Genomic DNA, 26,897 nt, shown 5'->3' with positions numbered 1-26,897 from the left:
TGCGTGCGCGGGGGGCCGGTCAGAGGGGGCGGATGCCGCTGATGCTGGACACCGGCAGGGTGCGCTCCACATCGACGGTGCGATCGAGTCCCCGCAGGCGTCCGCCGCCGAGGCCGGTCGCCTCGATCGTGAACTCGCGCTCGGTGCCGTCGGGCATACGCACCGCGACGACGATGGTGGCGCGCGCCTTGACGGCGTGATCCAGTTCGCGGCCGAGCCACGCGGCGTCGGCATCGTCGGTAGGGGCGGCGCGCAGCCGCGCGAGGAGCGCGGCGTACGTGTCGCGATCGGGTGAGGGCTCGGTCGGTGTCGGCGCCAGGCGGTGGCGGTCGAGGCGTCGACGTTGGCCGTCGGCATCCACCGCGACGACCGGATATCGGGCGTCGGCGATCATCCAGAATGCGGTGTCGGCCCCGCTGCGGGTCACGAGGCCGTCGGCGTCCTGCACGAGCCCGAGGGGACGTAGCGCCTGATCGACGGCGAGGGTGCGCAGCAGCGCCTCGTCGTCGCTCCAGACCCGGGTGCGGCCCTCGTCGTCGGGACCGACGCGGACCATGCCGTGCGTGCGAGAGGTGCGTTCGATCTCGTACGCCAGCGGCTGGGGCAAGCCGGTGAGCGAGAGTTCGGTGAGGAAGGCGCGCAGCGACTCGGCGCTCTCACCCGCCGTGAGGGCGTCGGCGATGCTCTCGGTCGTGAAGCGGTAGCTCGACGCCTGCGCACGCGACTCCCGCCGCGCCATCGACCTCAGCCGCATGTCGAGGTGCGGCGACAGCGGTCCGGGCGCGATGGCGGTCAGGTCGTTCTGCAGGTACACCCGATCGACCTCGCTCGGCAGCAGCCGCGCGAGGGTGTCGAGGGCGGCGGCCGGGAACGGCGATCCCGCGCCGTCGAGGAATGCACCCCGCGCCCACGAGGTGGGGCGCCCAGCGTCGTCGAGGACGCCCCAGCGTCGCAGGAGCCCACGAAGATCCGCCGCTGTCTCTGGCCAGAGCACGTCCCACGGGTAGGCCTGCGCCCACGCGGCGGGCGCGATCCAGCCGCCGGTCGGTCGCCGCAGTCCGCGCGGCAGCCCTTCGAGGAACGCGGTGGCGACGGCGCTCCACCGTGCGATCGTGTCGGAGTGCAGCCACTGAACACCCGCGGGCGTCACGAGCCAGCTCTTGTCCTGACCCGACAGCAGACCCGTCCGCTCGGCGATCTTGACGAGGTCATCGGCGGTGGCGCCGTCGTCGACGATCCCGTCCTCCATCAGTCGGCGGCGGTCGGCGGCCCCGAGCGCTCCGGAACCGATGCGGCCGAACGGGTGCGTGAGCGCAGCATGCAGGATGTCGCCGAGTGAGCCGAGCGAGGAGAACGCCCGCTCGGCGGCAGCGGCGTCGTCCGGCCGTGCCGCGGCATCCGTGTCCTCGGCTTCGTCGACGTCGGCCGCGGGCGTCGATGCCGCGGTGAGGGCCGTCAGTGCGGACGACACCGCCTCGTACATCATTCCCTGCTCGTCGACGAGCGCCAGCTGCTGCAGCCGCGAGCGGGCAGCGTCGTCCGTGTCGAGGGCGGCGTCGGCGAGGGCGGAGATCTCGCCCGAGGTCAGGCCCCGCAGTGCGCGCTCGATCGACGAGGGCTCCAGAAGCGCCTCGGCCGCGTCGAAGGCGTCGTTCCATGCGACGGTCGGCGACACCTGTCGCGCCGAGAACAGCGTAGCCAGGGCGTCGTCGCTGCGCTGCACGAGATGCTGTGCGAGAGCGCGCGCGTCCGACCCGGTCACGTCAGCGGCCCTTGCCGACCCGGGCCTTCCGCACGAAGGTCATGATGAGCACTGCCATGAGCAGGATGAACGCGACGATCGGCGCGATATAGACGAGCGTGCCGACAAGCGGCCACATGCCCTGCCCGAAGTCGTCGTGCTTCATGCCGGCGGCGGAGCCGATCATGATCGCGACGAAGCAGATCACCGACAGCAGCAGCAGGCCCAGGGACATGAACGCGAGGACGCGGTCGATGCGGCGGACGGGCAGATCGTCGGCCGAGCCCGGTGTGCGTGAGGACGAAGATGGCATCGGGATCACCCTACTGCGTCCCCGCCTCCGGCGTGACGGTGCCGTAGGCTGGAAGAGGGCACGATGCCCACCACGTGCCCTCACGGCACATGTCACCATGTCACCGCGCCCGTAGGGCGCCGACGAGCGAGGTTTGTGCGGCCCACCGGCAAGGTCAGGTTCTACGACGACGAGAAGGGGTTCGGCTTCATCACCACCGATGACGGCCAGGACGTCTTCCTGCACGCCACGGCCCTCCCCGCGGGCACGGAGGGACTGAAGGCCGGGACGCGCCTCGACTTCGGCGTGGCCGACGGCAAGCGCGGGCTGCAGGCGCTGGCGGTGCGGGTGCTCGACGCTCCCGTCAGCCTCGCCAAGCGCAACCGCATGAAGCCCGACGACATGGCCGTCGTGGTCGAAGACCTCGTCAAGCTGCTCGACAAGGTGGGCGGCGACTTGCGCCACGGTCATTACCCGAACGCGGGACAGGGCAAGAAGGTCGCCGCGATCCTGCGTAAGGTCGCCGATGAACTCGACGCCTGAGTCGGTCGACTCCGGCGCGGATGCCGAGGGCGAGGCGCCGGCGCTCGTCGCCGACGACCGCCTGCTCGCGGCCCACGACCTGGCACTGTCCGCGCTGCGCGAGATCACGCCGGCGGCGACGATCGGCGACCCCGCCGGATACACGCTCGAGGCCGACGGCGTCGTGTCGTTGCGCTTCGCCACGACGATGGAGGGCTATCCCGGCTGGTTCTGGACGGTGAGTCTCGCTGTCGTCGACGACGCCGAGCCGACCGTGCTCGAGGCCGAGCTCCTTCCGGGCGAGGGTGCGCTCCTGGCTCCGGAGTGGGTGCCGTGGGCGGTGCGTCTGGCCGAGTACCAGGCCGCGCAGGCGGCGCTCGCCGCCGAGCGCGGCGTCGAGGCCGAGGACGCTGCCGACGCCGATGACGAGTCGGACGATGATCTCGACGACGACGACCTCGACGACGTGGACGATCTGGATGCCGCCGACTTCGACGACGACGGCTCGCCGATTCTGCACGCCGGCGACGTCGACGGCGTCGACATCGACGTGCTGGACGACGACACCGAGGACGACGACGCCGACGACGATACCGACGAGGATTAGCGGCGTTTCGACTCGCGCCGGCGGCGCGCGCTCAACGACCGGGTGTCAGAACGCGACGGTGAACCGCGCGGACTGCAAGACCTCCTCGCGCGACGCCGCGATCCTCGCCGTCATGGACGGCTTGCAGGTGCAGTGGCTGCTCGAGCCCGATGCGCTCGATCTCGGGACGGCCTCCGAGTTCGCGATCGAGGCCATCGTCTCGGCCGTCCTCGATCCGCGACCGTCGCCGCTGGCCTGAGCCGGCGGCGCGGCCCTGCGGGCCTCAGGCCTGCATGTGCTCGATGGTGTAGTCGATCGCCTTGATGAGCTGGCGGACGTCGTCCGGCTCGATCGAGACGAACGTCGCGATGCGCAGCTGGTTGCGGCCGAGCTTGCGGTACGGCTCGGTGTCGACGATGCCGTTGGCGCGCAGGCTCGCCGCGACGGCCGCGGCATCCACCGTCTCGTCGAAGTCGACGGTGACCACGACGGGGGAGCGGTCGGCGGGATCGGCGACGAACGGGGTGGCCACCGGCGAGCTCTCGGCCCACTGGTAGAGAGCCTGCGAGGACTGCGCCGTGCGGGCGGCGGCCCAGCCGAGGCCTCCGTTGCCGTTGATCCACTCGAGCTGCTTGTCCAGCAGGATGAGGGTCGCCACGGCGGGGGTGTTCAGCGTCTGGTTGAGTCGCGAGTTGTCGAGAGCGTTCTTCAGGCTGAGGAACTCGGGGATGTAGCGACCGGATGCCGCGACGCGCTCGATGCGCTCGATCGCGGCGGGGGAGACCGCCGCGAACCACAGTCCGCCGTCGGAGCCGAGGTTCTTCTGCGGGGCGAAGTAGTAGACATCGGTCTGCGAGACGGCGACGTTGATGCCGCCGGCCGCGCTCGTCGCATCGATCACCGTGAGGGCACCCTCGTCACCGGAGACACGGGAGATGGGTGCCGCGACGCCGGTGGAGGTCTCGTTGTGCGGCCAGGCGTACACGTCGATGCCCTCGACCGCCTCGGCGACCGTGCGCGTTCCGGCATCCGCCTTGCGCACGTCGGGCGCGTCGAGCCACGGCGCGGCGGCAGCAGCCGCGAACTTGCCGCCGAACTCGCCGAAGACGAGGTTCTGCGCTCGACGTTCGATGAGACCGAACGCGGCCGCGTCCCAGAATGCCGTCGAGCCGCCGTTGCCGAGGATGATCTCGTAGCCGTCGGGAAGACGCAGCAGGTCGCTGAGGCCCATCCGCACCTGGCCGACGAGGTTCTTGATCGGAGCCTGTCGGTGCGAGGTTCCCATCAGCACCGCACCGGGGCCCGCCAGGGCAGCGAGCTGCTCCGGCCGGATCTTGGACGGGCCGCAACCGAAGCGACCGTCGGCGGGCAGGATCTCGCGGGGCAGCGTGACGTGGGCCATGCTCCCGATTCTAGGGTCAGCGCCGCCGGCGCCCCGCCGCGTCGCCGTAAGAAACGGATAGGCTGAGAACACACCCACGAACGTGCACGAGGCCTGCCCATGACGGATCTGATCGACACCACCGAGATGTACCTGCGTACCATCCTCGAGCTCGAGGAGGAAGGCATCGTCCCCCTGCGTGCGCGCATCTCGGAGCGTCTCGGCCACTCCGGTCCGACGGTGTCGCAGACGATCGGGCGCATGGAGCGCGACGGTCTGGTCGTGGTCTCCGACGACCGCTCGCTGGAGCTCACGACGCCCGGGCGGCAGAAGGCCGTCGACGTCATGCGCAAGCACCGCCTCGCGGAGCGACTGCTCAGTGACGTGATCGGTCTCGACTGGGCGTACGTGCACGAAGAGGCCTGCCGCTGGGAGCACGTGATGAGCGAGCTCGTCGAGCGTCGCCTCATCGAGCTGCTGGGCCATCCCACCGAGTCGCCCTACGGCAACCCGATCCCGGGCCTCGACCAGCTGGGCGACGTGCCGGCCCGCACCTTCGATGACGGCGTGGTGGGTCTCGTGCGCCTGCTGAATGAGACCGGCGGCCCGGTGCACGGCACCGTTCGGCGCCTCGCTGAGCCGGTGCAGGTCGACCCCGAACTCCTCGAGCAGCTGCGCGACGCCGGCGTCATGCCGGGAGGCGTCGGCGACTTCCGGTTCAGTGAGGGCTACGTCCTCGTGCAGATGGCGGACAAGGCGGATGGGCTGGAGCTGCCGGTCGAGGTCGCCTCGCACATCTTCCTCGTCGATGCCGTGCCCCACGCCTGAGCGTCACCCGGGAAGCGCCTGGGCATGAACACCTGTGCGTGACTTATTCGTTACCTTCCGGTAGCCTCGAAAAGTCCACGTGGCGAGAAGCCCGCCACGGACCTCCGCACGAGTTGCCTCATCGGTTCGTCGTTCGCGCGGTGACACCCGTACATCTGTGCCCTGACACCGAGTGCCGACGAACCAGCATCCCGTCCCGGACGGGGTCGCAGAGGCGCCGGAGGACAATTGGCTGAACAGTACGACCCGTCGCGGGAGATGCCCGAATCCGAAGCGACGACACCGACCCGGCGTAGCCGCGCGCAGCGCGGCGCGTTGACCCGCTCCACAGGCTCCGCCCCCGCTGTGCGAGGAACGGCTGTCTCGACGGCCGCCGCGACGCGCCGCTCACGCCGCACAGGCCATCCGGTCCGCAGCCTCATCACGGTCGCCGCCGTCGGCGGTCTGATCGCCACCGTCGCGATCGCGCCGGCCTTCGCCGCCTCGACCTCGAGCCCCGCCGAAGCGGTCACGCTGCAGCAGGTGGCCGCGGAGAACGCGCAGTCGCTCGTGATCGCGTCCGAAGCGACGCCGGCGGCCCTGGCCCGCGACAGCTATTCGGCGACGACGCCCGAAGAGATCCAGACCAAGAAGAACGAGGATGCCGCCAAAGCCGCGGCAGCTGCCCGCATCGCGGCGGCATCCACCGCGTCCGCCGATGCTTCGGTCTACTCCGGCTCGCTCGCCGAGACGATCGCTCCGGCCGGCTCGGTCGTGCGTCCCCTTCCTTTCTTCAACCACTTCGGTGAGCCGTACCCGGGCCACAAGGGCACCGACTACATGGTCGACCGCTACACCCCGATCTACGCGATCGCCGACGGCGTCGTGGTCGAGTCGAGCGAGGACGGTCCCGGATGGGGCGTCTACGTCAAGATCGCCCACAACATCGGCGGCAACACGGTGACCTCGCTGTACGCGCACATGTCGTACGGCACCCGTCGCGTGGTCGTCGGCGACACCGTGCGCGCCGGACAGATCATCGGTCAGGTCGGTGACACGGGCCGCGCGTTCGGCACCCACCTGCACCTCGAGATCTACGTCAACGGGTCGTGGACCAACGCCGAGGACTTCCTCGTCGCCAACGTCCACTGACGCCGTTCGCTCCCTTCGGGAGACACGCGGCATCCGTTCACCTCTGATTCGCCCTGGCGGCTTCTGCGTGCGTTAGCCTGATCCCGACGCTCGCACAGCCGAGGGGGAGCCGCATGGACACAGGACCTCGCATTCGAACCGTGAATGCGCTGGGCCGCTATGTCCTTCGGCATCGTGTGCACGACTGCCGCGACATTCGTCGTGGGTTCAAGGCGCTGTCTTCATGACAGCGCCTTTTTTCGTGCCCGCGCCGCCGCGCCTGCGCGACGTCGACAACGGAGAGCCGTCGAAGCCATCGACGGCCGTTCGAGAGGAACGCGCATGCGCACACTGGTGCTGAACGCCGGATACGAACCCCTGGCCGTCGTCTCGTTCAAGAGAGCCCTCGTGCTCGTCATGAACGAGAAGGCGACCGTCATCGAACGCATGGACGGCAATCCCGTCTGGGGCATCCGGGGGGCGTGCGACCGGCCGGCGGTGATCGTCCTCACCCGGTACGTGCGCGTGCCCGGGGCGCGCCGAGTGCCGGTTACCCGCCGCGGGGTCCTCCGCCGCGACGCCCACCGCTGCGCCTACTGCGGCAAGGGCGCCACCACGATCGACCACGTCCTGCCGCGTTCGCGCGGTGGTGCCGACTCGTGGGAGAACCTGGTGGCCGCGTGCCTGCGCTGCAACAACATGAAGGGCGATCGGACCCCGCAGGAGATGGGGTGGGAGCTGCGATGGGCACCGCAACCTCCCCGCGGCCCGCAGTGGACGGTGCGCGGCACCGAACGCTCCGAGCCCGCCTGGGAGCCGTATCTGTCGCTCGCTGCGTGAGGGCGGCCGCGTCCTGCGGCGACGATCGGCGTCAGCCGGGCAGCGCCGTGAGAGACCAGCCGTCCCCGGTGCGCGCGTAGGCGATGCGGCGACTCGCGGCATCCGGGTTCGAGACCCAGAAGACCAGCCGGTGAGGCGTCACCGCGAACCCGGCCCACGCCTCCGGCGGGGTGAACGCGGGTTCGTCGGCGCCGCCGTGAGCGCGCAGGAACTCGGCCCAGCGCGCGCGACGCTCGTCAAGGGGCAGCTGCGCGAACTCCGCCGTGTTCTGCCACGCGAGCTGCTGCAGGTAGGGGGAGCGTCGCCGGTAGGCGGCGTCGGACTCCTCCCGCGACGACCGTTGCGCCGTTCCCTGCACGACCAGTTGGCGGGTGAAGCCGGGCCACAGGATCGTCAGGGCGACACCGGGGTTCGCCGACAGCTCGGCGACCTTGCGGCTGTTCGCGTCGGTGTGGAAGAAGAATCTCTCGCCGTCGTAGTCGCTGAGCATCGTGGTCCGCGCATCGGGCACGCCGTCGACACCTACGGTCGACACCGTCATCAGCATGCGGTCCTCACCGGGACCGGGAAGCCACGCGGCGGCGAGGGCGAGGGGGGCGGCGAGGGGCGTGTCGGATTGCACCGGGTCGCTGTCGTGATCGATCACCACGGGTGCGGGTGGGATGCCGGGAGCGTAGGAAGCCGTCACCCGAACACGAACCCGTCGATCTCGGCGAGCGCTTCGCACACGAAGTCGACCCCGCGCTCGTAGAGCTCCTTGCCGTGCGCGGCGTTCGCGCCGGTCGCGTCTCCGATCACTCCTTCCGGGCCGAAGTCGTCGCTCGTCCAGCCGAACATCATCTTCTCCGACGCGCGCGTGCCCGCGGCCGAGCGCGTCGAACGGCAGTACTCGCTCTGCGGCGACGCAGCCGACCGCTCCACCTGGCGGGTCGCGGTGCTGCGCGAAGACGAGGGACGGGGCGGATCGGTGCGGGTGCACGAGGAGGTGCAGGTGGGGCAGCGCCTGCGCGTGCACGGACCGCGCAACCACTTCGCGTACGAGATCGTTCCCGCCGTCACCCACCGCTTCGTCGCCGGGGGCATCGGGATCACGCCCCTTCTCGGCATGGTCCGGGCGGCGGCGCGGGCCGGAGCGGAGTGGACCCTCGACTACGCCGGCCGGTCGCTGTCGACGATGGCATTCGTCGACGAGCTGCGCGCGCTCGACGGTGGCGCGGGGCGGGTGCGTCTGTACCCCGCCGACAGCGGGGCACGTCTGGATGTGGCCGGGCTGGTGGATGCCGCGGGTGACGGCGCTCCGGTCTACGCGTGCGGACCCGCCCGGCTGATCGCCGCCCTCGAGGACGGTTTCGAAGCCGCCGGCCGCGCCGCAGCGCTGCACGTCGAGCGGTTCGAGGCGATCGAGTACGGCGAGCCCGTCTGGCCGGATCCGTTCGAGGTCGAGCTCGCCCTGTCGGGCGACATCGTGACCGTGCAGCCCGGGCAGTCGGTGCTGGAGGCGATCGAGGAGCAGAGCCCCACGACGATGGTGCTCTCCAGCTGCCGTCGGGGGACGTGCGGCACCTGCGAGGTGCCCGTCCTGGAGGGCGAGATCGAGCACCGCGACTCCGTGCTCACGCCGCTCGAGCGCGAGCAGAGCGCGGTCATGATGGTGTGCGTCTCGCGCGCAGCGTGCCCGCGGATCGTGCTCGACGCCTGACGCGATGCCGGAACGGCGCCGCGACGCTCACCGGCCGACGCGCTCCCGGAGGGCCGCGGTGAGGGCGTCTTCGTCGGCGGTGACCAGCCGGTAGTCGCGGACGACGACGCGTCCCGCGACCACGACATGGCGAGGGCGGCGTCCCGGATGGGCCCAGAGTAGGCCCGCGACCGGGTCGGCCACCCCGGCGTCGGCGACCCCGGAGACATCCCAGACGCAGAGATCGCCCGCCGCGCCCGGGGTCAGGATGCCGAGGTCGGCGCGGCCGAGGCCGCACGCGCCGCCCGAGGTGGCCATGGCGAGCACGTCACGGGCCGGGAGGGCGGCGCCGACCAGACCCGACACCTGCATCGCCAGCCGCGCGTCGGCGAGCAGGTGCCCGGCGTCGTTGGAGCCGCCCCCGGAGGTCCCCAGCCCCACGGCGATGCCGGCCTCCTGCAGGCGGCGCACCGGAGCGATGCCCCAGCCCATCGGCACGTCGCAGCCCGGGGCGTGGGTCGCGGTGATGCCGGCGTCGGCGAGTCGCACGATCTCGTCGTCGGTGACGTCGCACAGGTGGGCGATCGTCACCCCCGGTTCGAGCCACCCCCACTCCTCGAGGAGGTCCAGGGGGCGGCGGCCGTAGCGGGCCAGGGCGATCTCGGTGTCGACCTGCTCGTTGGCCTGGGTGCGCCGGCGCAGCCCGTGGCGTCGGGCGACGTCGCCCAACGCGCGGAAGGTCTCCTCGCTGTCGGAGTGCACGCCGGCGGGACCGACGGCGAGCTGCAGCATGCCGTCGGCGCTCGTACCGCCCGGAGAGGATGCCGCACCCTCGGGGAGCAGCGCGCGCACGATGGCGTCTGCGCTCGCCGCCGCGGCATCCGGCGCGTCGCGCGCCGAGCCGCGGACGAACACGAGCCGGGCGCCGAGTGCCACGGCGGCATCGGCGATCGCCCGCGCGATGGCCACGGTGTCGCCGACGGGGTCGTCGCTGCGCGCCGGGTCGGGCCAGTTGAGCTGATGGTCGGCGACCGTCGTCACCCCGCTCAGCAGCGACTCGGCCACGCCGACCCCGGCGGTCGCACCGACCAGGGACGCGTCGATGCGGGCGTCGGCGTAGGCGGCGGCCATGGCCGGCAGCCACTCGCGCATCGGCACGCCGCGGGTGCCGGGAAGGGTGCGAAAGCCCGACTGCAGCAGGTGGTGATGCGCGTTGACGAGGCCGGGGGTGACGATGCCGCCGTCCGCGTCGAGGGTGTCGATGCTCTCGTCCGGCGACGGTGCGGATGCCGCGGTGGTGACCCGTCCGCGGCGGATCACGAGGTCGCCGCCGCGGTCGCGGGCGGGGTCGTCGAAGCGTTCCACGATGCGGGCGGCACCGGTGAGGATGAGCGATCCGGTCATGCCGTCCGTCCTATCAGCCGCATGTTTCGGGCAGATGTGCGCGCCGGCGCGCAATGTCCGAACCCGTTCCTATCTTCGAGAAAAGCACATTGAAGTACTCGAATACATGTTCTAATCTGTCGAAGTGAGGCCGATCGTGGGGACCGTTGCTGCCGCGGATGTCGCGGGCACCGTGAGCACCCTGCGCGCTCAGATGGAGCGTATGCAGGGGCGTCGCCTCGACACGCCCGTGCTCCCCGTCGCCCCGGCGCTGGCGGAGCTGCTGCCCGGCGGTGGACTGCGAACAGGGGGAGCCTACGCGCTCGGACGGTCGATGGCGCTGCTGTTCGCCCTGCTCGCAGAGCCCTCGCAGGCCGGGTCGTGGTGCGCCGTCGTCGGCATGCCGCACGTGGGCGTCGAAGCGGCCCGCGCTGCCGGGGTCGACCTGTCGCGGCTCGTGCTGGTGCCCGACCCCGGAGAGCGGTGGTTGGCCGTCACCTCGACCCTCGCCGACGTGCTGTCGGTGGTCGCGGTGCGCCCGCCGTCGCGGGCGAAGGACAGCGAGGTGGCCCGGCTGGCCGCCCGCATGCGCGAGCGCGAGGCGGTGCTGCTCGTCCAGGGGCCGTGGCCGCAGACGGAGGCCATGATCGATGTGTCCGATCCGTCGTGGTCGGGCCTCGGCGCAGGGCACGGCATCCTGTCGGGCCGTGAGCTCACGGTCACCGTGACCAGCCGCCGGGCGCCGGTGCCGCGCTCACGGCGCCTGATGCTGCCCGACGACCGGGGCCGCCTGGGCGGCGAATCGCAGCCCACCCGCACGCGCCTGCCCGAACCCGTGCCGATGCGACGGGCGGTATGAGATGACTGTCCTCCCTGCGGGCACCCCGCCGCGGAGCCTGGTGGTCTGGGTGCCCGACTGGCCGATCGTCGCGACCACCCGCGACGGCGACGACCCCCTCGACGCCGCGGAGCCGATCGCCGTGTTCGAGAAGGGGGCGGTCGTCGCCTGCTCGGCCGCGGCGCGCGCAGCGGGTGTGCGCCGGCGCATGCGCCGCCGCGATGCGCAGGCGCGCTGCCCGCAGCTGACCGTGGTGGATGCCGACGCCGTGCGCGATCACCGCGCGTTCGCCCCTCTGATCGCGGCGATCGAAGAGGTCGCGCCGAACGTGCAGGTGATGCAGCCCGGACTGTGCGCGCTGCGCGCCCGGGGGCCGGCGCGCTACTTCGGCGGCGAGGCGGCCGCCGCCACCGTCCTGGCCGGAGCGATCGCCGCGCTGGGCATCGACGACGTGCGCGTGGGCATCGCCGACGGCACCTTCACGGCCGAACAGGCGGCGCGCTCCGGCACCCGTCGCGAGGATCCGGTGCGGATCGTGCCCGCCGGCACCGCGGCGGACTTCCTCGCCCCTTTGCCGGTCGTCGTGCTCGATGAGGAGCTGGCTTCGCTGTTCGGCCGGCTCGGGGTGCAGACGGTGGGGGAGGTCGCCGCGCTGGGCGCCGACCGTCTGGTGGAGCGCTTCGGCACCCGTGGCCAGTGGTTGTATGCGCTGTCCTCCGGCCGCGATCCCCGACCGGTCACCGCCCGCACACCACCGCCCGAACTCCACCGCGAGGTGGCGTTCGAGCCGCCCGTGGAGACCGCCGATCAGATCGCCTTCGCCCTGCGGGTTCCCGCCGCGGAGTTCGTCTCCCGTCTGGGTGCGCAGGGGCTGGTCTGCACCGAGCTGCGGGTCGTGCTGACCGGTGATCGCGGCGAGCGCAGTGAACGGGTCTGGCTGCACCCGGGGGCCTTCGATGAGGCCGCCGTCGTCGACCGGGTGCGCTGGCAGCTCGCCGAGCAGAGCCCGGGCGGGGGAAAGAACGGTGCGCTGCCGAATCACCTGCCCGGACAGCTGCGCAGCGCCGTGGGCCGGGTGCGGATCGAACCCGAGGCGGTGGATGCCGCCGCCCACCACACCGCCCGTCTGTTCGGGTCGGGGCCCGAGGAGCGCGTGCACCGCGCACTCTCCCGCGTACAGGCGATGCTCGGCCATCAGGGCGTGCTGACCCCGGCCGTCGGCGGAGGCCGCTGGCTGAGCGAGCGGCAGCGCCTCGTGCCGTGGGGCGATGTCGCGGGCGACCTGCAGGCCGGCGAGCGGCCCTGGCCCGGGAGCCTTCCCGATCCGCTGCCCTCGGCGGTGTTCGCCGAGGGCGTGCCGGTGGCGGTGCTCGACGACGACGGCGACATGATCGCGGTCGATGCGCGGGGCGAGCCCACGGCGATGCCGACCGTGATCGAGCTCGGGGGCAGACGCCGCGGCATCCTCACCTGGGCCGGGCCGTGGCCGGTCATCGAACGCGAGTGGGATCCCGCCCGCGCGCGACGAGCGCATCGCTTCCAGATGGTCGACGACGCCCAGGGGGCATGGCTGCTGGTGTGCGAGGAGGGCGTCTGGCAGATCGAGGGGAGGTACGACTGATGGGCTTCAACAATCCGTCGGTGCGCTGGTCGGAGATGGCGCGGCTGCTGGGCTCTCCCGACATCGGCGGCGACAAACAACCCGACGGCGGTGACGGCCCGGCCTTCTCGCGCAAGCGCGGAAAGTACGAGCCGCCCCCGATCGAACGCCCCGCGGATGCCGTGCCCTACGCCGAGTTGCACGCGCACTCGTCGTTCTCCTTCCTCGACGGCGCCTCCTCGCCGGCGGAACTGGCGGAAGAGGCCGAACGGCTGGGGTTGCACGCGCTCGCGATCACCGACCACGACGGGTTCTACGGCATCGCCCGCTTCGCCGAGGCGGCGGAGCACCTGCAGCTGAAGACCGTCTTCGGGGCGGAGCTGACGCTCGCCGCCGGAGGCGACGGGGACGTGAGCGCGCCGCCGGCCGGACTGCTGAGCGGGCCGAGTCCGGCCCGGTCGGGGGCGGCCGATCCGCAGGGATCGCACCTGCTCGTGCTGGCCCGCGGTGAGGAGGGCTATCACCGTCTCGCCGCGGCGATCACGCATGCTCAGCTCGCCGGCGGCGAGAAGGGGCGTCCCTGGTACGACCTCGACGACCTCGCCGATCGCAGCGGCGGCCACTGGGCGGTGCTCACCGGATGCCGCAAGGGCGCCGTGCGGCAGGCGCTCGCCGCCGATGGTGCCGATGCGGCCGCCTCGGCGCTCGACCGGCTCATCGCCCTGTTCGGCCCTGAGGCGGTCTTCGTCGAGCTGATCGACCACGGGGCGCCGACCGATACGCGCGACAACGACGTGCTGGCCGCACTCGCCGCCGCGCGGGGTCTGCCCGTGCTGGCCAGCAACAACGTGCACTATGCGGTTCCCGAACGTGTGCACCTGGCGGCGGCGGTCGCGGCGGTGCGGGCGAATCGGGGACTGGACGAGCTCGACGGGTGGCTGCCGTCGCATGCGAGCGCCCACCTGCGCTCGGGCGCCGAGATGACACGGCGGTTCCGGCGCTATCCCGGCGCGGTCGCCCGCACGGTCACCCTCGCCGACGAGCTCGCCTTTCCGCTGCGCCGCGCCAAGCCCGCGCTGCCGAAGCTCCCCGTCCCCGAAGGGCACACGCCGATGTCGTGGCTGCGCCGGCTCGTCTGGGATGCGGTGCCGCACATGTATCCCGACCTCGACGGCGACGGGCGGGCGCGCATCGAGAAGGAGCTCGGCGTCATCGAGCAGAAGGACTTCCCCGGCTACTTCCTGATCGTGCACGGCATCGTGGCCGAGGCGCGTCGACGCGGCATCCTCTGTCAGGGGCGCGGGTCGGCCGCCAACAGTGCGGTCTGCTATCTGCTGGGCATCACCGCGATCGACTCGATCTTCTACAACCTGCCCTTCGAGCGCTTCCTGTCGGCGATGCGGGAGGAGGAGCCCGACATCGACGTCGACTTCGACTCGGATCGGCGCGAAGAGATCATCCAGTGGGTCTTCGACACCTACGGACGCGAGCGCGCGGCGCAGGTCGCGAACGTCATCCAGTACCGGCCCAAGAACGCGGTGCGCGACATGGCCAAGGCGCTCGGGCACTCGCCCGGGCAGCAGGACGCCTGGTCGAAGCAGGTGGAGAGATGGGACGGCGCCGTCGCCGGCGCGCACGACATCCCCGATCGGGTGCTCGCGTACGCCGGCGAGCTGCTGAAGGCGCCTCGCCATCTCGGCATCCATTCCGGGGGCATGGTGCTCACCGAGCGGCCGGTGGGGGAGGTGGTGCCCATCGAGCATGCGCGGATGGAGAACCGCACCGTCATCCAGTGGGACAAGGACGACGCCGCCTGGATGGGGCTCGTGAAATTCGACCTGCTGGGGCTCGGCATGCTCGCCGCCCTGCAGTACTGCTTCGACCTCATCGCGGAGGCGACGGGCGAGACCTGGACGCTGCAGAGCATCCCGAAGGAGGAGGCGGCCGTCTACGACATGCTGTGCCGTGCGGACTCGATCGGAGTGTTCCAGGTCGAATCGCGCGCGCAGATGGGCCTGCTGCCCCGGCTGCAGCCGCGACGGTTCTACGACCTGGTGATCGAGATCGCGCTGATCCGGCCCGGGCCCATCCAGGGCGGCGCGGTGCACCCGTACGTGCGGCGCAAACTCGGGCTGGAAGAGCCGACGTACGCGCACGAGAAGCTGATCCCGGTGCTGGAGCGCACCCTCGGGGTGCCGGTGTTCCAGGAGCAGCTGATGCAGATGGGCATGGCCGTCGGCGACCTCACCGGCGAGGATGCCGATGTGCTGCGCCGGGCGATGGGCTCCAAGCGCGGCATCGAGCGCATCGAGTCGGTACGCCAGAAGCTCTACGACGGCATGGCGCGCAACGGTCTGGTGGGAGCCGTCGCCGACGACATCTACGCGAAGATCCAGGCGTTCGCGAACTTCGGCTTCGCCGAGAGCCATTCCCTGTCGTTCGCGCTGCTCGTCTATGCGTCGTCTTGGCTGAAGCTGCACTATCCCGGGGCGTTCCTGGCGGCCCTGCTGCGGGCGCAGCCGATGGGGTTCTACTCGCCGGCGACCCTCACCGCCGACGCCCGCCGCCACGGCGTCGTCGTGCGTCGTCCCGACCTGCACGCCTCCGGGGTGGATGCCGGGCTCGAGCCCCTCGATGCCGACAGCAGCGGCCCCTCGCCGGCTGCAGGGGCTCCGGTCGTTGAGCGAGCGAGCGCAGCGAGCGAGTCGAAACGCGTCCCCACCGGCATCCCCTCCTGCACCGACCGCCGCCAGCCCCCGGTGCCCCCGTTCGACATCGCCGCTCCCGATGCGTCGGCCGCCCACCGCCGCGACGCCGGTCACGCCGTGCGGCTGGGGCTCGCGGCGGTCACCGGGGTGGGAAAGCGGCTCGCGGAGCGCATCGTCGCCACCCGCGACGCCGAGGGTCCGTTTCGCGACCTGCGCGATCTCGTGCGGCGCACGGGCGCCACCGCCGCGCAGGTGGAGGCGCTGGCGACGGCGGGGGCGTTCGAGAGCATGGGCATCAGCCGCCGCGAGGGCATCTGGTTGGCCGGCGACGCGGCACAGGATCTGCCCGAGTTCCTCCCCGACTCGCTCGTCGCCGTGCAGCCGCCCTTGTTCGGCGACCCCTCGACGTACGACGTGCTGGCCGCCGATCTGTGGGCCACGGGCATCTCGACCGACGATCACCCCCTCACGCACTACCGCGCCCCGCTGGATGCCCGCGGCGTGCTCACCTCGCGAGAGCTCCGCACGCACGAGGTCGGCCGCCGGGTCGAGGTCGCGGGCCTGGTCACCCACCGGCAGCGGCCGGCGACGGCATCCGGCATCACCTTCATCAACCTCGAAGACGAGCACGGTCTCGTCAACGTCATCTGCTCGAAAGGCGTCTGGGATCGTTATCGCCGCGTGCTGCGCGACGCGCCCGCCCTCATCGCCCGCGGCATGCTGGAGCGCTCACCCGAGGGCGTCACCAACCTCGTCGCCGACGCCTTCGAAGACCTGCGCGTCGGCGTGCGCCACCGCTCCCGCGACTTCCGCTGATGTCACCGCCGCGCCGAGGCGTCAGGGGCGGCCGGCGTGCTGCTCGGTCTTGGCGAGCTGGTCGGCCAGGTCGTCGGGGGACAGGGCCGCTTCGCGGAACTCCGTCGTCAACGGCAGACGCAGGTGCAGGTCGGTGCACAGGCACAGCTCGACCGTGCCGTGGTCCAGCACGAAGTCGAGCACGTGGCCGCCGCGGGTGCGTCCGTCGTCGATGAAGTGCGCGTGGCATCCGGGAACGCCGATGCCCTGCTCGTACAGCGGGGTGCGGAAGGCGACGATTGTGCCGTCGACGTCGTCGAACTGCAGCACGGCATCGTCATCGGTGGCCTCGGTCATCGGCCGGTACGGCTTCTGCTGGCGGGTGACCGTCCGGGCGGTCACCCGCCGGAAGCGCCCCGTGATGCGGAGCGCGTACATGTAGTTGGCCGACGCGGTGATCGCATCGATCGCGGCCGAGGCCTCGGCGCGCGTGACGCCGTCGGGCAGCGTCCGCGTGAGGGTGGGCACGAAGTCGGTCACCACCGCGTACGGCGTCGCCGAGTCGGCGGATGCCGCGGCGGCGGTGCCGTCGCCGCGCAGGCGGTAGGCGACGCCGTCGACGACGACCATCTCGCCGTCGAGGGCGTTGAACGTGCCGATGCCGAAATCGCCGTGCTCGAGCAGTTCGCCGACCGTCATGTCGTCTTCGTAGATGCCGTCCAGCAGCGCGGCCATGAGGCTCGTCTGGAACAGGGTGTGACGTTCGGCGCTCATGCGCGGTCCTTTCGGGAAGAGGGAAGGTGGATGCCGAGAGGCCGGAGTCTGCTCACAGCAGCACGTCGGCGAGCAGGTCGCCGCCCAGGCGGCGCAGGTTGTCGCGGTAGTCGACGGGCACGTCGATCACCGAGGGGCCGGGTTCGGAGATCGCGGCGAGGATCGTCGGAACGAGGTCGTCGATGCGGGTGACCCGGTGGCCGTGGGCGCCGAACGACTCCGCGAAGGCCACCACGTCGTAGGCGCCGAGTTCGACCGCCGCGGTGCGTCCGTATTTCTCGACCTGCTGGAAGGCGACCATGTCGTAGGCGGAGTCGTTGAACACGATGTGCGTGAAGCTCGCCCCGACGCGCACGGCGGTCTCCAGCTCGACGGCGGAGTAGAGGAACCCCCCGTCGCCCGACACGGACACGACCGGTGCGCCCGCGTCGGCGAGGCTGGCCGCGATGGCCCAGGGCAGGGCGACGCCGAGGGTCTGCTGCCCGTTGGAGAACAGGAGCGAGCGCGGTCGGTAGGTGCGGAAGTGGCGCGCCATGTAGAGGTAGTTCGAGCCGACGTCGCAGAGCACGGTGGCGGCGTCGGGGAGGGCGGCGCGGATGCCGGCGACGACCGCGACGGGGTCGAGGCCGAACGCGTCGTCGTGGTCGGGGTCGCCGAGGTCGGTGTTCTCGGCGAGGCGGGTGCGCTCACGGTCGACGATGCGGGCGGTCTCGGCATCGTGCTCGAGGGGAAGGCCCGCGCCGTCCACGGCGAGGAGCAGGTCGACGAGGCTCGTGGCGAGATCGCCGACGAGTTCGACCGTCGGTCGGTAGTCGTTGTCGATGTCGGCCGGGATGGTGTCGATGTGGACGATGCGGCGGTCCTTGCCGGCGTTCCATTCCGCGGGCACGAACTCGACGGGGTCGTAGCCGACGGTGAGCACGAGGTCGGCGTGGTGCAGCAGCACATCGCCGGGCTGATTGCGGGCGAAGCCCACACGTCCGAGGTAGTGGTGTTCGAGCTCGCGCGAGATGATGCCGGCGGCCTGGAAGGTCTCCACGACCGGCAGCCCGGTGGCGCGCAGCAGCGCGTGAAGGGCGTCGACGGTGCGGGGATCACCGCTGCGGGCCCCGGCGAGGATCACGGGGAACCGGGCCTCCCGCAGCAGCGCGGCGGCGCGATCGACGGATGCCGAGGCCGCCCCGCCCGTGACGGCGGGCACGATCGCATCGCGGAAGCCGATCGCCGTCGTCGCGGTCGACACGTCGTAGGGGAGCACCACGGCGGCGGCTCCGCGGGGTTCGCGCGTCGCGGCGCGGAACGCGTTCACGATCGCCTCCGCGACGTTGTCGGCGGCGGTGACCTCGGCCGCCGAGACCGTCACGGTCTGCAGCATGCCGACGGCATCCATCGCCTGATGCGCCCGCTTGAGGTGCTGTGTGCGCGACACGGCACCGCAGATCGCGACCACAGGGTCGCCTTCGGTCGTCGCGGTGAGCAGTCCGGTTGCGAGGTTCGCGGTGCCGGGGCCGCTGGTGACCAGCACGACACCGGGAATGCCGGTGAGTCGGCCGACCGCGGCGGCCATGAAGACCGCGTTCTGCTCGGTGCGGCACGTGATGAGCTGCGGCGCCCCGGCGATGCCCTGCACCGCCGCGAGCGCGTCGAAGACGGGGTCGATCTTCGCCCCGGGCACGCCGAACACCCACCGCACGCCGTGCGCCATGAGCACGTCGACGACGCGGTCGGCAGCGCGACGTCCCGCGGGCGGCGTCGGCAGGTGCGTGGCGGAGGGCGACGTGGGGGGAGTGGCGACCGTGGCGATACTCATGACTCCATGCTCCGTCGCCGGCGTCTGGCGAGGAAGACGGCGTCGATGATGCGAGTCATCTGATTCACAGATGATTTCCGTCGCGTCGACAAGCGCGGCATGATCGAGGTATGGATGTCCGCCACCTCTCCGTCTTCGTCGCCGTTGCGCGGGAGATGAGCTTCACACGGGCGGCCGACAGCCTGCTGCTCGCGCAGTCGGCCGTGTCGACCACCGTGCGCGAGTTGGAACGTGAACTGGGCGTCGAGCTGTTCGACCGTTCTCATCGGCAGATCAGACTGACCGGCGCGGGGGAGGAGCTGCTCACGCGCGCCCGGGCGGTGCTGGAGCAGATGCGCGAGATCGGCGAGGCGGTCTCTACGGCGGCGACCGAACTGCGGGGGGCCGTGACGATGGGGCTCATGACGGGCGTCGACCTCGTCGATGTGCCGGGGCTGCTGGGCCGCTATCACGAGCGGCATCCGGCCGTCGCGGTGCAGCTGCGGGCGACGGGGTTGGGTTCGTCGGGTCTGGTCGCCCAGCTCGAGCGCGGCGAGATCGACCTGGCTCTGCTCGCGGTCGTCGATGCGCTTCCGGCGAGCCTGCGGGGTGAGGTCGTCGCCGCATCGCCGTACGTGCTGGTCGTGCCGGGGACGCACCGGCTCGCGGATGCCGAGGGCGTCACGCTCGCGATGCTCGAGGGGGAGAGCTTCGTCGACCTGCCGCCGGGGTACGGGTCGCGGCGCATCGTCGACGATGCCTTCGCCCATGCCGGGGTGTCACGCCGTGTGCTCATCGAGGTCGCCGATCTTTCCACGGCCGCCGCGTATGTGCCACAGGGGCTGGGGTTGGCGATCGTGCCGCGTTTCGCGGCGCTGGCGGCCTCGTCGGGCTCGGGGCGTCCGTTCGCCGATCCGGCCCCGCGGATGCCGGTGCGCATCGTGCCGCTCGATGACGCCGTTCCCGCCTTCGAGGTGTCTCTCGCGTGGTCGCGCCGTCGCCCCCTGACCGCCGCTGCGCAGGGCCTCGTCGACCTGCTGCGCACCGAACTGCTGCCGTAGCCCCTCAACGACCGGGGGTGAGCGGGACGGAACAGGACTCGACGGTCGTCCAACCCCGTGACGCGCACGAGCGGCGTAGCGTCGGGGACATGGCGAACGTTGCAGATTTCTTCATCGACACCCTCAAGCGCGCCGGCATCACCCGCATCTGGGGTCTTCCCGGCGACTCCCTCAACGCCTTCACCGATGCGCTGCGGCGCGACAGCGGCGACGACGCGATCCACTGGATGCACATGCGGCACGAGGAGGCCGCCGCCTTCGCCGCCGGCGCCGAGGCGGAGCTGACGGGCGAGCTCGCCGTCGTCGCGGGCTCGTGCGGCCCCGGCAATCTGCACTTCATCAACGGTCTGTTCGACGCCAACCGCAACCGCGTGCCGCTGCTGGCGATCGCCTCGCACATCCCGTCGGCCGAGATCGGCAGCACCTACTTCCAGGAGACCCACCCGCAGGAACTCTTCCGCGAGTGCAGCGTCTACACCGAGCTGGTGAGCGATCCGACGCAGCTGCCGTGGGTGCTGGAGATCGCCATGCGCGCCGCGGTCGAAAAGCGCGGCGTCGCGGTCGTCGTCGTGCCCGGCGACGTGTTCTTCGCCGACGCTCCCGATCGGCGGCCGACCGCTCCGATCCGCGCCGCCGGCTCGACGGTGCTGCCCTCGGCATCCGCTCTGGCCGCCGCCGCGACCGCACTCAACGACGCCAAGAAGGTGACGATCCTCGCCGGGTCGGGCGTCGCGGGCGCGCATGACGAGGTGCTCGCCCTCGCCGAGACGCTGCAGGCGCCGATCGTGCACGCCCTGCGCGGCAAGGAGCACATCGAGTGGGACAACCCCTACGACGTGGGGATGACGGGGCTGCTGGGCTTCTCGTCGGGGTACAAGGCGATGGAGTCGTGCGACACCCTGCTCATGCTCGGCACCGACTTTCCGTACCGGCAGTTCTTCCCGTCGAAGGCGACCGTGATCCAGGTCGACATCCGCGGCGAGCAGCTGGGACGGCGCACGCCCATCGACGTGGGATTGGTCGGCGGCGTGAAGGAGACGGCGAACGCGCTGCTGCCGCTGCTGCAGGGTGACCGGTCGTCGAAGCACCTGGACGAGAGTGTCGCCCACTACCGCAAGACGCGCGAGCGGCTCGACGACCTGGCCATCGACGACGGCAAGGCTCCGGTACGGCCGGAGTACGTCACGCGGGTGCTGGACGAGCTCGCCGACGAGGATGCCGTGTTCACCGCCGACGTCGGAAGCCCCGTGATCTGGGCCGCCCGCTATCTGCACATGAACGGAAAGCGCCGGCTGATCGGCTCGTTCGCACACGGGTCAATGGCCAACGCGATGCCGCAGGCGCTCGGGGTGCAGGGCGTCGACCGCTCACGCCAGGTGATCGCGCTCGCCGGCGACGGCGGGCTGGCGATGCTCCTCGGCGACCTGCTGTCGATCCGCCAGAACGACCTGCCCGTGAAGATCGTCGTGTTCAACAACTCGTCGCTCAACTTCGTCGAGCTCGAGATGAAGGCGGCGGGCATCGTCAACTTCGGCACGGGGCTCGACAACCCGAGCTTCGCCGCGATCGCCGAGGCGATGGGCATCACCGGCATCCGCGTGGAGAAGGGCAGCGAGCTGCGCGGAGCGATCGCGCAGGCGCTCGCGACCGACGGGCCGGTGCTGGTCGACGTGGTCACGGCGCGTCAGGAGCTGGCGATGCCGCCGTCGATCACGCTCGCCCAGGCGAAGGGGTTCTCACTCTGGGCGCTGCGCACCGTGCTGTCGGGGCGCGGGGACGAGCTGATCGACCTCGCCGACACGAACGTCTGGCGTCGCCTGTTCCACTGACGCGGCCCGCTCCGTCGCAGGTCGGGCCAGGCGGTGGCGGCGCTCGATCGCCTGCCCGGCGTAGCTCGCGCCGACGATGAGCGCTGCCCCCCCAACGCCGACGGGGCCGATCGCCTCGCCGCCGATGGCGACGCCGACCACGAGTGCCCAGACGGGTTCGGTGCCCATGAGGATGCTCGCGCGTGCGGCCGACGTGCGCCGCACCGCCCAGAGCTGCACCGCGAAGGCGAACACCGAGCACAGCAGTCCGAGAAACAGCACGTCGGCGAGGGCCGCGGCATCCAGGCGGGAGACCGCGACCGGCAGGGCGGGCCCTGCGATCGCCGAGAACACGACGCTGCCGACCACCAGCTGCACGAAGACCACGCCGAGCGAGCTGTCGCGGCGCCCGCGGGTGAGGTGGCCGCTGGCAGTCACGTGTACGGCGCGCACCACCGCCGCGGCGATGACGAGCGCATCGCCGGCGGTTGGCAGACGGATGCCGTCGCCGGAGACGAGCAGCGCGACGCCGACGACGGCGGCCACCGCGGCGACGAAGTACGAGCGCGGCAGCCATACGCGTGACGCGATGCCCTCCAGTGCTGGCGTCATGACGAGGGCGAGGCTGATGAGCAGGCCCGCGTTGGTGGCGGAGGTGAGGCTCACGCCCCAGGTCTCCAGCCCGATGACGGCGGCCTGCGTGCCTCCGAGCGCCACCGCGATCACGAGCCCGCGTCCGCGGGGGAGGCGCTGTCGGGTGAGGGCGCAGAGGATGCCGGCGCCGGCGGCGGCGACGAGGAACCGCAGCGCATTGGCGGAAGCGACCCCGGTGAGGCTGATGAGGTCTTTGGCGACGAGGAAGCTCGCGCCCCAGACGGCGGCGACCGCGAGGAGGGCGAGGTCGACGAGCAGGTCGGAGCGGCGGGTCATGCGCCCAGCGTGACAGGCGCCGTCGTGAAGAGCATCGGGCAATGTCTTCATCGATATGTTAGAGATTGCTTATGGATCCGATGCGCCTGCGGCTGCTGCGCGAGCTCGACGATCGCGGCAGCGTGTCGGCGGTCGCGGCGGCGCTGCACGTCAGCGCGTCGGCGGTGTCGCAGCAGCTGGCGATTCTGCAGGCGGACGTTCCCGTGCCGCTCACCGTGAAGCAGGGGCGTCGGCTGGTGCTGACGGATGCCGGGCGCGCGCTCGCGGCGGCCGGGGCCCGAGTCGACGAGGCCCTGGTGCTCGCGCGGGAGAGCGTCGGTGCGTTCCTCGCCCGTGACGCCGCGCCCGTGCGCGTGTCGGCGTTCCACAGTGCGGGCGTCGCGCTGTTCGGACCGCTGCTAGCAGCACTGGATGACGTCCCCGTCGCGCTCGCCGACGAGGACGTGGCGCGCGAGGAGTTTCCCGGTCTCGTGGCCGCGCACGACCTCGTCATCGCGCACCGGCTGGCCCACGACCCGGACTGGCCGCGAGAGCGGATGGTGGTCACGCCGCTGTTCGTCGAACCCCTGGATGTCGCGCTGCCGGTGGCGCACCCCCTGGCATCCGCCGAGCGGATCGATCCCGTGGCCCTCCGCGGACAGACGTGGATCTCGACGCACGAGGGCTTTCCGCTCACCGGCGTGCTGCAGGCGATCGCAGCGCTGAGCGGTGAGCCGCCGATCATCGGCCACCGGGTGAACGAGTTCTTCGTCGCGGCGCAGATCGTCCGCGCCGGGGCGGCGATCGCCGTCATGCCGCGGTTCACCGCGCGCGCCCTGGCGACCGACGGCATGGTGCTACGACCGCTCGCCGGGGTCACCCTCAGCCGTCACGTGGACGTGCTCGCCCGCCCCGACGCGCTGGCGCGCGCGGCCGTCCGCCGCGTGCGGGCTGCGCTCGTGGATGTGGCCGCCGACCTCGCGCAGTGAGACCGCAGGCATTGCCCTCGCCCTGATGCCCCGTCCGGTTCGGGGTCGCCTCTGGTCGCTCAGCGTGGGCGAGAACGACCACATGCGACCCCGAACCGGCCGGAGGGGGCGGTGTCAGCCTCCCTGGCGGTGGGCATCGGAGCGGGGCATGCTGGAGGCATGTCCTTCACCATCTGGAACGTGCTCGTCCTGGTCGCGGTGCTGGCCGCGCTCGCGCTGTTCGTCGCGGCGGTCGTCAGCATCGCGTCGTCGTCGGCGACGAGCCTGGAGAAGACGCTCTGGATTCTCGTGACGCTGATGTTCCCCCTCATGGGGCCGATCGTCTGGCTCGCGGTCGGGCGGCGCTCGATCGTCGCGAATCCGGCCGATCGCCGGTGAGGCGCGCGGCTGTCAGCCGGCGAGCGCGAGACCGCAGGTCTCGATCGTCCGCCCGATGAACGCCTGATCCTCCGGATCGCTGCCGACCGCCACCTCCCGGGCGACCTGGTGGTGAGAGCGCTCCCGTAGGCTGGAGCCGACCTCCTTCTCCCCTTTTCAGAACGACTGCGTTCCCGTGCCACTTCGTCGCGACATCCAAGGTCTGCGCGCGCTCGCCGTGCTGGCCGTCATCGGCGCGCACGCCGCCGGCTGGCCGCAGGGCGGCGTCGCGGGTGTCGACGTCTTCTTCGTGATCTCGGGTTTCGTGATCACCGGGATGCTGCTGCGTGAGCAGCGCAAGGACGGCCGCATCCGCCTGGCACGGTTCTACGGCAGACGCGCTCGCCGCCTCGTGCCGGCCGCGCTCGTCACGGTCGGCGCCGTCGTCGGCACCGCCTATGCCCTGTTCGGACGGGCACGCGCAGAGCAGATTCTGTGGGACGGCATCTCGGCGCTGCTGCTGGTGTCGAACTGGCGTTTCACGCAACAGGGCACCAACTACTTCGACGCGGGTGACGCCGTCTCGCCGTTGCAGAACTTCTGGTCGCTGTCGGTGGAGGAGCAGTTCTACCTCGTCTGGCCGGGCTTGCTGATCGTGTCGCTGCTGTTCGTGCCCGCCGTGGCGCGCCGCGGTCGGGCGGCTGCCGCGGTCGCCGCCGGATGGGCGGTCGTCGTGATCGCGGCATCCTTCGGGTGGGCACTGCTGCAGAGCGCGTCGGCGCCGACGGCGGCGTACTTCTCGACCGCGACGCGCGCGTGGGAGTTCGCACTCGGCGCCCTGGCCGCGGCGGCCGTGCCGCTGCTGCGACGGCTTCCCGCAGTCCTCGGGGCGCTGCTCGCGTGGATCGGTGTCGCGGGCGTTGTCGCCGCGCTGGTGCTCATCGACCCGGCCGCCGTGGGCTTTCCGGGGCCGTGGGCGGCCGCGCCGACCGTCGCGACCGCGCTGGCGCTGGCCGGCGGGGTTGCCGCGCCGCCGCTGGCGCTGTTCCCGTGGACGAACCCGATCGCGGTCACGATCGGCAACGCGTCGTACTCCCTCTATCTGTGGCACTTCCCGGTGGTCGTGTTCGCCGCCGCGCTGCTGCCCGCGTCGCCGTGGTCGCTGCCGCTGACCCTGGCGATCATCGCCGTCGTCGGGTTCGCGTCGTACGCGATCGTCGAGCAGCCGCTGCGCTACGCACCGTTCCTGGGTGGGCGGGTTCCCGCGACGACGGTGGCCGAGCCTGAGGAGCCGGCGGTCGTTGCAGTGGATGCCGCCGCGCCCGCCGTGCCTGCCGAGGCTCCCGCTGTGGCGCTGCCGGTGCGCACCCCCGAGATCGCGACCAGACGTCCCGCGGGCTGGCAGCCGGGCACGCGCTACTTCCCGGGCAGTCCCCGGGTGGCGGCCCAGAGCGCGGGTGTCGAGCCGGTTGAGGTGGCGGCGGCATCCGTTCCGGAGGTCGTGCCCGTCGAGCAGCCCGTGATCGCTCCACCGCCGGTCGAGGTTCCGGAGGTGCCGACGCTCGCGATGAGCGACAGCGTTCCGGTAGCGAGCGTCGCTCCGATGGTCGCCTGGCGGGAGCGTTTCCGCACCCAGGTCTCTCTGGCCGCCGCCGGTCTCGTCGCCGCCGCGTTGCTGGTCGTGCTCGTCGTACAGGTGCAGCAGCCGCGGCCGCTGCCGCCGACGGCCGGGGGCACCGATCAGGCGGCGCCCGCGATCGAGGATCCGACGGCGGCGCTGCAGGCCGATCTCGCAGCGGCGGTGTCGGCGACGACCTGGCCCGATCTGCACCCGTCGCTCGATGAGGTGATGGCGCAGTCGTCGGGGGCGAATCCCGCGCACGACTGCTTCGCGCCGACGCTGCTGCCGGATGCCGCCGCGTGCACGTGGGGGAGCGGCGACGCTCCGCGGCACCTGTACCTCGTGGGCGACTCGACGGCGATGGCGTACGCGCCGGCGCTGAAGGCGCTCGCCGAGCAGAGCGGGGGAACGATCCGCGTCACGACGGTCGGGCTCTACGGATGCCGCTTCACCGACGTGCTGGTGCAGAACGACGACCCCGCGGTGATGCAGGCGTGCACGCAGCGCAAGAACGACGTCGCCGCGATGATTGCCGCCGATCACCCCGAGCAGGTGCTGGTCTCGAACGCGTACACGCTGGGCCGCACGGCGGACGGGCGTGACCTGAGCGCGACAGATCTGATCGCCGCGGAGGCGGCCGAGATGGCGCGGTACGGGATGCCGGGCCGCATCGTCTACCTCGAGGCGCCGCCAGAGGGCGCGCCGCTCGGCAACTGCTACACGCGGGTCGGCTCGCCGTATGCGTGCGCGACGAGCGTCACGCCGGTGTGGCGCGACATGCAGGCGGCGACGGCGGCCGCCGCAGCGGCGACTGGCGATCGCCTGGTGGATGCGCTGGCGTTCACCTGCTGGCAGGACGTCTGCCCGGCGTTCGCGGGGACGCTGCCGATCCGCTATGACCAGACACACCTCACGGTCGCCTACTCCGCGCACCTCGCGCCGTACCTGCGGTGGGTGCTGGACGGCGCCGCCGCGGCCGGCGTCCCGGCGCCGCCCGGCTAGAATCGTTGCGCCAGCCTCTGTAGCTCAGTGGAAGAGCCACTCCGTCCTAAGGAGCGGGTCGGGGGTTCGAATCCCTCCAGGGGCACAGTTTCTTTTTAGCCCTGACCTGCTATTTCTTTCGTGGTCAGACCTTTCAGAATCGCGTTTTTCCCGCTTTTCCCGCATTTGTACACACTGTGAATGGAATGTGATGTCTCAGGACATGGGTGACAGTTCTGTATCAGGACATCGGTGACAGTTCGTGTGTCAGGACATTGGTGACACTTCTTTCTTCTTCGGGCCGCG

The 26,897-nt window shown here is 71.5% G+C and carries 23 protein-coding genes, 1 tRNA gene and 1 pseudogene; 16 read left to right on the top strand and 9 right to left on the bottom strand.

The annotated features are described in order from the left end of the window. Positions 1-19: 19 nt before the first annotated feature. Positions 20-1,762 (bottom strand): helicase-associated domain-containing protein, encoded by a 1,743-nt coding sequence (locus ABS64_RS12880; RefSeq protein ID WP_292684008.1) that lies wholly within the window; start codon positions 1,760-1,762, stop codon positions 20-22. Between the two features lies 1 nt (position 1,763). Continuing rightward, positions 1,764-2,054 (bottom strand): hypothetical protein, encoded by a 291-nt coding sequence (locus ABS64_RS12875; RefSeq protein ID WP_036286425.1) that lies wholly within the window; start codon positions 2,052-2,054, stop codon positions 1,764-1,766. Positions 2,055-2,189: 135 nt separating this feature from the next. On the opposite strand from ABS64_RS12875, the gene ABS64_RS12870 reads away from it, so the two are divergent. The 3 genes and pseudogenes from ABS64_RS12870 to ABS64_RS12860 form a co-directional block, all read left to right on the top strand. Next, positions 2,190-2,576, top strand: a complete 387-nt coding sequence (locus tag ABS64_RS12870; RefSeq protein WP_292684005.1) for a cold shock domain-containing protein — start codon at positions 2,190-2,192, stop codon at positions 2,574-2,576. Next, complete coding sequence (locus ABS64_RS12865; RefSeq protein WP_292684003.1) at positions 2,560-3,162, top strand: DUF3027 domain-containing protein; 603 nt, start codon at positions 2,560-2,562, stop codon at positions 3,160-3,162. Before ABS64_RS12870 ends, ABS64_RS12865 begins: the two co-directional genes overlap by 17 nt. A gap of 94 nt (positions 3,163-3,256) precedes the next feature. After that, positions 3,257-3,400: pseudogene (locus ABS64_RS12860) on the top strand (TetR family transcriptional regulator); the annotation flags it as partial. A gap of 24 nt (positions 3,401-3,424) precedes the next feature. Here ABS64_RS12860 and serC read toward each other — a convergent pair. Continuing rightward, positions 3,425-4,543 (bottom strand): phosphoserine transaminase, encoded by a 1,119-nt coding sequence (serC, locus tag ABS64_RS12855; protein WP_292684001.1) that lies wholly within the window; start codon positions 4,541-4,543, stop codon positions 3,425-3,427. 99 nt (positions 4,544-4,642) lie between these two features. Between serC and ABS64_RS12850 the strand changes: the two genes are divergently transcribed. The 3 genes from ABS64_RS12850 to ABS64_RS12840 all read left to right on the top strand — a co-directional run bounded on the left by ABS64_RS12850 (position 4,643) and on the right by ABS64_RS12840 (position 7,300). Beyond that, on the top strand, positions 4,643-5,350 hold the full coding sequence (locus ABS64_RS12850; protein ID WP_288121598.1) for a metal-dependent transcriptional regulator: 708 nt from the start codon (positions 4,643-4,645) through the stop codon (positions 5,348-5,350). 345 nt (positions 5,351-5,695) lie between these two features. Continuing rightward, on the top strand, positions 5,696-6,481 hold the full coding sequence (locus ABS64_RS12845) for a M23 family metallopeptidase (protein ID WP_292683999.1): 786 nt from the start codon (positions 5,696-5,698) through the stop codon (positions 6,479-6,481). Positions 6,482-6,802: 321 nt separating this feature from the next. Continuing rightward, the gene (locus ABS64_RS12840) at positions 6,803-7,300 is read left to right on the top strand and encodes an HNH endonuclease (protein WP_036289890.1); all 498 of its coding nucleotides are present in this window, start codon (positions 6,803-6,805) and stop codon (positions 7,298-7,300) included. 31 nt (positions 7,301-7,331) lie between these two features. Here ABS64_RS12840 and ABS64_RS12835 read toward each other — a convergent pair whose 3' ends face one another. Both ABS64_RS12835 and ABS64_RS12830 read right to left on the bottom strand, forming a co-directional pair. Then, positions 7,332-7,988 carry a pyridoxamine 5'-phosphate oxidase family protein gene (locus ABS64_RS12835; RefSeq protein WP_292683996.1) on the bottom strand — a complete coding sequence of 219 codons (657 nt, stop codon included), beginning with the start codon at positions 7,986-7,988 and terminating at the stop codon, positions 7,332-7,334. Next, positions 7,985-8,137, bottom strand: coding sequence for a hypothetical protein (locus ABS64_RS12830; protein ID WP_292683994.1), 153 nt, complete (start codon positions 8,135-8,137; stop codon positions 7,985-7,987). Before ABS64_RS12830 ends, ABS64_RS12835 begins: the two co-directional genes overlap by 4 nt. 19 nt (positions 8,138-8,156) lie before the next feature. On the opposite strand from ABS64_RS12830, the gene ABS64_RS12825 reads away from it, so the two are divergent. Beyond that, a complete protein-coding gene (locus ABS64_RS12825; protein ID WP_292683992.1) occupies positions 8,157-8,999 on the top strand; it encodes a PDR/VanB family oxidoreductase in 843 nt (280 codons plus the stop codon). Positions 9,000-9,026: 27 nt separating this feature from the next. On the opposite strand, the gene ABS64_RS12820 is transcribed toward ABS64_RS12825, so the two are convergent. Further along, on the bottom strand, positions 9,027-10,382 hold the full coding sequence (locus ABS64_RS12820; RefSeq protein WP_292683990.1) for an amidohydrolase family protein: 1,356 nt from the start codon (positions 10,380-10,382) through the stop codon (positions 9,027-9,029). 136 nt (positions 10,383-10,518) lie between these two features. Here ABS64_RS12820 and ABS64_RS12815 point away from each other — a divergent pair, with 136 nt between their 5' ends. The 3 genes from ABS64_RS12815 to ABS64_RS12805 are packed head-to-tail and all read left to right on the top strand — an operon-like array spanning position 10,519 to position 16,323. Next, entirely contained in the window at positions 10,519-11,220 is a 702-nt protein-coding gene (locus ABS64_RS12815; RefSeq protein ID WP_036316531.1) for a hypothetical protein, read from the top strand. 1 nt (position 11,221) lies between these two features. Further along, positions 11,222-12,820, top strand: a complete 1,599-nt coding sequence (locus ABS64_RS12810; RefSeq protein ID WP_292683988.1) for a DNA polymerase Y family protein — start codon at positions 11,222-11,224, stop codon at positions 12,818-12,820. Continuing rightward, positions 12,820-16,323 carry an error-prone DNA polymerase gene (locus tag ABS64_RS12805; protein WP_292683986.1) on the top strand — a complete coding sequence of 1,168 codons (3,504 nt, stop codon included), beginning with the start codon at positions 12,820-12,822 and terminating at the stop codon, positions 16,321-16,323. The genes ABS64_RS12810 and ABS64_RS12805 overlap by 1 nt, the downstream gene beginning before the upstream one ends. A 21-nt stretch (positions 16,324-16,344) precedes the next feature. Here ABS64_RS12805 and budA read toward each other — a convergent pair whose 3' ends face one another. Then, complete coding sequence (budA, locus tag ABS64_RS12800) at positions 16,345-17,076, bottom strand: acetolactate decarboxylase (protein ID WP_292683984.1); 732 nt, start codon at positions 17,074-17,076, stop codon at positions 16,345-16,347. Between the two features lie 52 nt (positions 17,077-17,128). Further along, complete coding sequence (alsS, locus tag ABS64_RS12795; protein WP_292683982.1) at positions 17,129-18,886, bottom strand: acetolactate synthase AlsS; 1,758 nt, start codon at positions 18,884-18,886, stop codon at positions 17,129-17,131. A gap of 110 nt (positions 18,887-18,996) precedes the next feature. Here alsS and ABS64_RS12790 point away from each other — a divergent pair, with 110 nt between their 5' ends. Continuing rightward, complete coding sequence (locus ABS64_RS12790; protein WP_292683980.1) at positions 18,997-19,926, top strand: LysR family transcriptional regulator; 930 nt, start codon at positions 18,997-18,999, stop codon at positions 19,924-19,926. Between the two features lie 89 nt (positions 19,927-20,015). Continuing rightward, positions 20,016-21,755, top strand: a complete 1,740-nt coding sequence (gene poxB, locus ABS64_RS12785) for a ubiquinone-dependent pyruvate dehydrogenase (protein ID WP_292683978.1) — start codon at positions 20,016-20,018, stop codon at positions 21,753-21,755. On the opposite strand, the gene ABS64_RS12780 is transcribed toward poxB, so the two are convergent. Beyond that, positions 21,663-22,664, bottom strand: a complete 1,002-nt coding sequence (locus ABS64_RS12780; protein ID WP_292683976.1) for a DMT family transporter — start codon at positions 22,662-22,664, stop codon at positions 21,663-21,665. The two genes, poxB and ABS64_RS12780, sit on opposite strands and share 93 nt — an antisense overlap. A 71-nt stretch (positions 22,665-22,735) precedes the next feature. Between ABS64_RS12780 and ABS64_RS12775 the strand changes: the two genes are divergently transcribed. From ABS64_RS12775 to ABS64_RS12760, 4 genes are all read left to right on the top strand, one after another. Further along, positions 22,736-23,632, top strand: coding sequence for a LysR family transcriptional regulator (locus tag ABS64_RS12775; protein ID WP_292683974.1), 897 nt, complete (start codon positions 22,736-22,738; stop codon positions 23,630-23,632). Between the two features lie 159 nt (positions 23,633-23,791). Further along, the gene (locus tag ABS64_RS12770) at positions 23,792-24,010 is read left to right on the top strand and encodes a PLDc N-terminal domain-containing protein (protein ID WP_292683972.1); all 219 of its coding nucleotides are present in this window, start codon (positions 23,792-23,794) and stop codon (positions 24,008-24,010) included. A gap of 175 nt (positions 24,011-24,185) precedes the next feature. Continuing rightward, positions 24,186-26,612 (top strand): acyltransferase family protein, encoded by a 2,427-nt coding sequence (locus tag ABS64_RS12765; RefSeq protein WP_292683970.1) that lies wholly within the window; start codon positions 24,186-24,188, stop codon positions 26,610-26,612. Between the two features lie 13 nt (positions 26,613-26,625). Continuing rightward, positions 26,626-26,697 (top strand) — tRNA-Arg (locus tag ABS64_RS12760). Positions 26,698-26,897: the final 200 nt, after the last annotated feature.

The sequence above is a fragment of the Microbacterium sp. SCN 69-37 genome (genome assembly GCF_001724435.1).
Taxonomy (GTDB): Bacteria; Actinomycetota; Actinomycetes; order Actinomycetales; family Microbacteriaceae; genus Microbacterium; species Microbacterium laevaniformans.
Note: the sequence above shows the minus strand (reverse complement) of the source record. Positions and strands in the feature narration are given on the sequence as shown.